Source organism: Streptomyces sp. NPDC002513, assembly GCF_053595355.1.
Genome location: NZ_JBSFXK010000137.1, coordinates 1 through 3,077 on the forward strand (window position 1 = coordinate 1; position 3,077 = coordinate 3,077).

The 3,077-nt window shown below is 64.0% G+C and carries 3 protein-coding genes; 2 read left to right on the forward strand and 1 reads right to left on the reverse strand.

Going from position 1 to position 3,077, the window contains the following annotated elements:
- Window positions 1-1,052 (forward strand): thioesterase domain-containing protein (locus tag ACWD5Q_RS35240; protein WP_451431142.1); only part of this gene is annotated, 1,052 nt, incomplete at its 5' end.
- Between the two features lie 89 nt (window positions 1,053-1,141).
- Window positions 1,142-1,654, forward strand: a complete 513-nt coding sequence (locus tag ACWD5Q_RS35245) for a nuclear transport factor 2 family protein (protein ID WP_451431143.1) — start codon at window positions 1,142-1,144, stop codon at window positions 1,652-1,654.
- 153 nt (window positions 1,655-1,807) lie between these two features.
- Here the strand turns inward: ACWD5Q_RS35245 and ACWD5Q_RS35250 are convergent, their stop codons facing one another.
- Entirely contained in the window at window positions 1,808-2,356 is a 549-nt protein-coding gene (locus tag ACWD5Q_RS35250) for a GNAT family N-acetyltransferase (protein WP_451431144.1), read from the reverse strand.
- Window positions 2,357-3,077: the final 721 nt, after the last annotated feature.

A 3,077-nucleotide genomic window follows, 5' to 3' on the forward strand; every position in this document is an offset into this window, starting at 1 on the left:
AGCCCCAACGAGCCTTCCGCGACCTCGGCTTCGACTCCCTCGCCGCCGTCAACCTCCGCAACCGCATCACCAACCAAACCGGCCTCGCACTCCCCGCATCTCTCGTGTTCGAGCACGAGACGCCGACCGCGCTGGCCGACCATCTGGCGACATGCCTGAAGAGCTCGGAAGCGGATCAGTCCCGGCCTGCACCCCTCGCCGCTGCCCACGAGTCGCAGGACACGCTGGGTGCGATTTACCGCAAGATCGCTTTGCGAGGCAATATGAAGGAGGCGGAAGGTTTGCTGATAGGGGCGGCCAGTCTACGCGAGACGTTCGAGAATCCGGCCGTGGTGCGTGACAGCATAGGTGTGACTCGCCTGGCGCAGGGGACCAAACAACCTGCTCTCATATGTTTTGGTCCGTTCGCACCGGTTGAGGGGTCAATTCAGTTTGCTCGTCTTTCGAATTACTTCGAAGGGCTGCGTGATGTATCGGTGGTATCGCTTCCGGGCTTTCATCCGGACGAGCCGCTGGCCTCGTCCCTGAATGTACTGGTGGAGGCCGCTTCAGAGGCTGTCGTGCAGTGCGCCGGCGAAGCCCCTTTCGCCTTGCTTGGGTACTCCTCCAGCGGTTGGGTCGCCCACTCTGTCGCATCCTTCCTCACCTCCTCCGGCACGCGCCCTTCCGGTCTGGTTCTGCTGGACACCTACCTTCCGGACAGCATGTCCCGAAGGTTCCGGAGGGCGATGAACTACGAGGTGATCGTACGACGGGAGTCGTTCGCAACGCTGGACTACTCCGGTTTGACCGCTATCGGGGTCTACCGGGGGCTGTTCCGGAACTGGGAGCCGGCGCGGGTGGACACTCCGACGCTCTTCGTCCGGCCGACGGAGTGCATTCCGGGGTCCCCTGATGAGCCGTTGACCGGGGAGGAATGGCGTTCAGCATGGCCACTGCCCCACGTCTCGGCCGAAGTACCGGGAGATCACTGCACCATGATCGGGGAGTACGCGCCGCATACCGCCGAAACCGTGCACCGCTGGCTGACAGGCATACCTGCACTGTCCTGACATACCGCCCAGATCTGTATTCGATGTGTCAGCATGCGCACTCGCCGCAGAAGGCGCTGACGACCGTGTAAGCGATTGGATTGAAAACTATGAGCAACTTCCCCTTCCTGCAACCCGGACTCGTCAATGCGGACCCCGGGTTCCTCGCCGACCGGGCGGCGATATCGGACGTTCTCTCCGCGTACAGCTTCTTCTTCGATTCCGGGGACTTCGAAGCTCTTGCCGGACTTTTCACGGAGGATGCCTGTTTCTATATGAACCCAGCTCCCGACGGATTTCCTGAGAAGATCTCGAGCGGAAAGGAGATTGCGTCGGCGCTTCCCATGCTCTGGAACTACAACAGGAATGTTCTGCATGCACACCAGCGCCATGTCACGACCAACACCTTGATCACCAGGCTTTCCGGTACACAGGCCGAAGCGTCTTCGTTCCTGACCGCGACCTTCGCCTATGAAGACGGACGCCATGAACTGCGTAGAACCGGTACCTACGTCGATCTTCTCTACAAGGAAGGCGCGCAGTGGCGTATCGCGCTCCGCCGTCTGCATTTCATGGAGGTGCCCCGCCTCCGGGAGGCCACGCCTCTCGAAGACGGCCTGTGATGTGCGGTATCCGAGTGGCAAGCAGTACTGGGCGCCCAGACGACCTCGGCGAAGTTCGAGGCGAGGGTGGGCGGGGCCGGGCCTTTGGCGTAGTCGCTGACTCTGCTGCTCAATTCGGCTGGGTGAGCGTGACGGCCGACCGGACCAGCGGCGTCACAGCTCGCCGCTCAGCAGCGAATACATGAACATGTCCCGGCGCTCGGCCCCGACCTGCTGCCACCCCCGCAGCAGCCCCTCACGTTGGAACCCGACATGCTCTGCAGTACGCACAGATGCCGTATTCCACGGCTCCACATACAGTTCCAGCCGTGGAATCTGCAGTGCGTTCAAGGCCCAACGGGCAACTGCACTCAACGCGGCAGCAGCAATCCCCTGACCACGCGCGGACTTGACGACCCAGTAGCCCAGTGACGCACGTCCCTGCCCCAAGTCCTTCAGCCACAACCCGACGTTGCCGACAGGTCGGCCATCAGAGTCCACGATGACGAACGGGTATCCGGTCCTGCCGGTCGCTCGACCCCATTGTCGCTCGACGAACGCGACGCCTTCAGCCTCCGAGAAGGGGGAAGGCACTGTCGTAATCAACGGAATGTAATCGTCTTCCGACGCCTCACGGACAAGGCCGAGGTCCGAGAGGTTCCACCGTCGCAGCGTGAAGCCGCCGCCCGCAGCAAGCTGGGGCACGTCAAGAGGATGATCCATGCACCCATCCTGCCCGCGACCCGATGCCGACCGCACCCCCGTTTCGGGACATGCTCACCCAGGAATGCTCCCTACCGCCTGCCGTGACGTCATGTGCAAAAGGAGCCGCCCGGCGGCATCCAGGCTGAGGCGACCGACCACGGGCTCGGCCGCTCGCGCCGCGAGCTGACCACCAAACTGCACCTGGCTGTCGAGCAGGGGCAAAAGCCCATGTCCCTTGTGATCACGGCTGGGCCGCGGGGTGACTCCCCGCAGTTCGAGGCGGTGCTCAGCCGCATCCGGGTACCTCGCCCGGGGCGGGCCGGCCCCGCACCCGGCCGCGCAAAGTCCCCGCGGCCAAGGCGTACTCCTCCCGGAAGAACCGCGTCTACCTGCGCAGTCGCGGAATCCGCTGCATCATCCCGAACAAGGTCGACCAGCTCGCGAACTGCCGGAAGCTCGACGCTCGCGGTGGCCGCCCGCCGACGTTCGACAAGACCGACTATCGCGAGCGCCACGCAGCCGAATGCGGCATCAATCGCCTCGGGAGGCACCGGGCGGTGGCACCCGGTACGACAAGCTCGCCGTCCGCTGCACAGTGACCGTTCTCGTCGCGGCCATCAACGAGCGGCTGTGACCAGCTGCCATACCGGGTCTTCGAACTTGATGGGGGTGCGGCGGTGACGGGCAGGCTTGCCGGTCACGCTGCGTGAGGCAGTGGGGGTACGGGCGCCCCGGACGT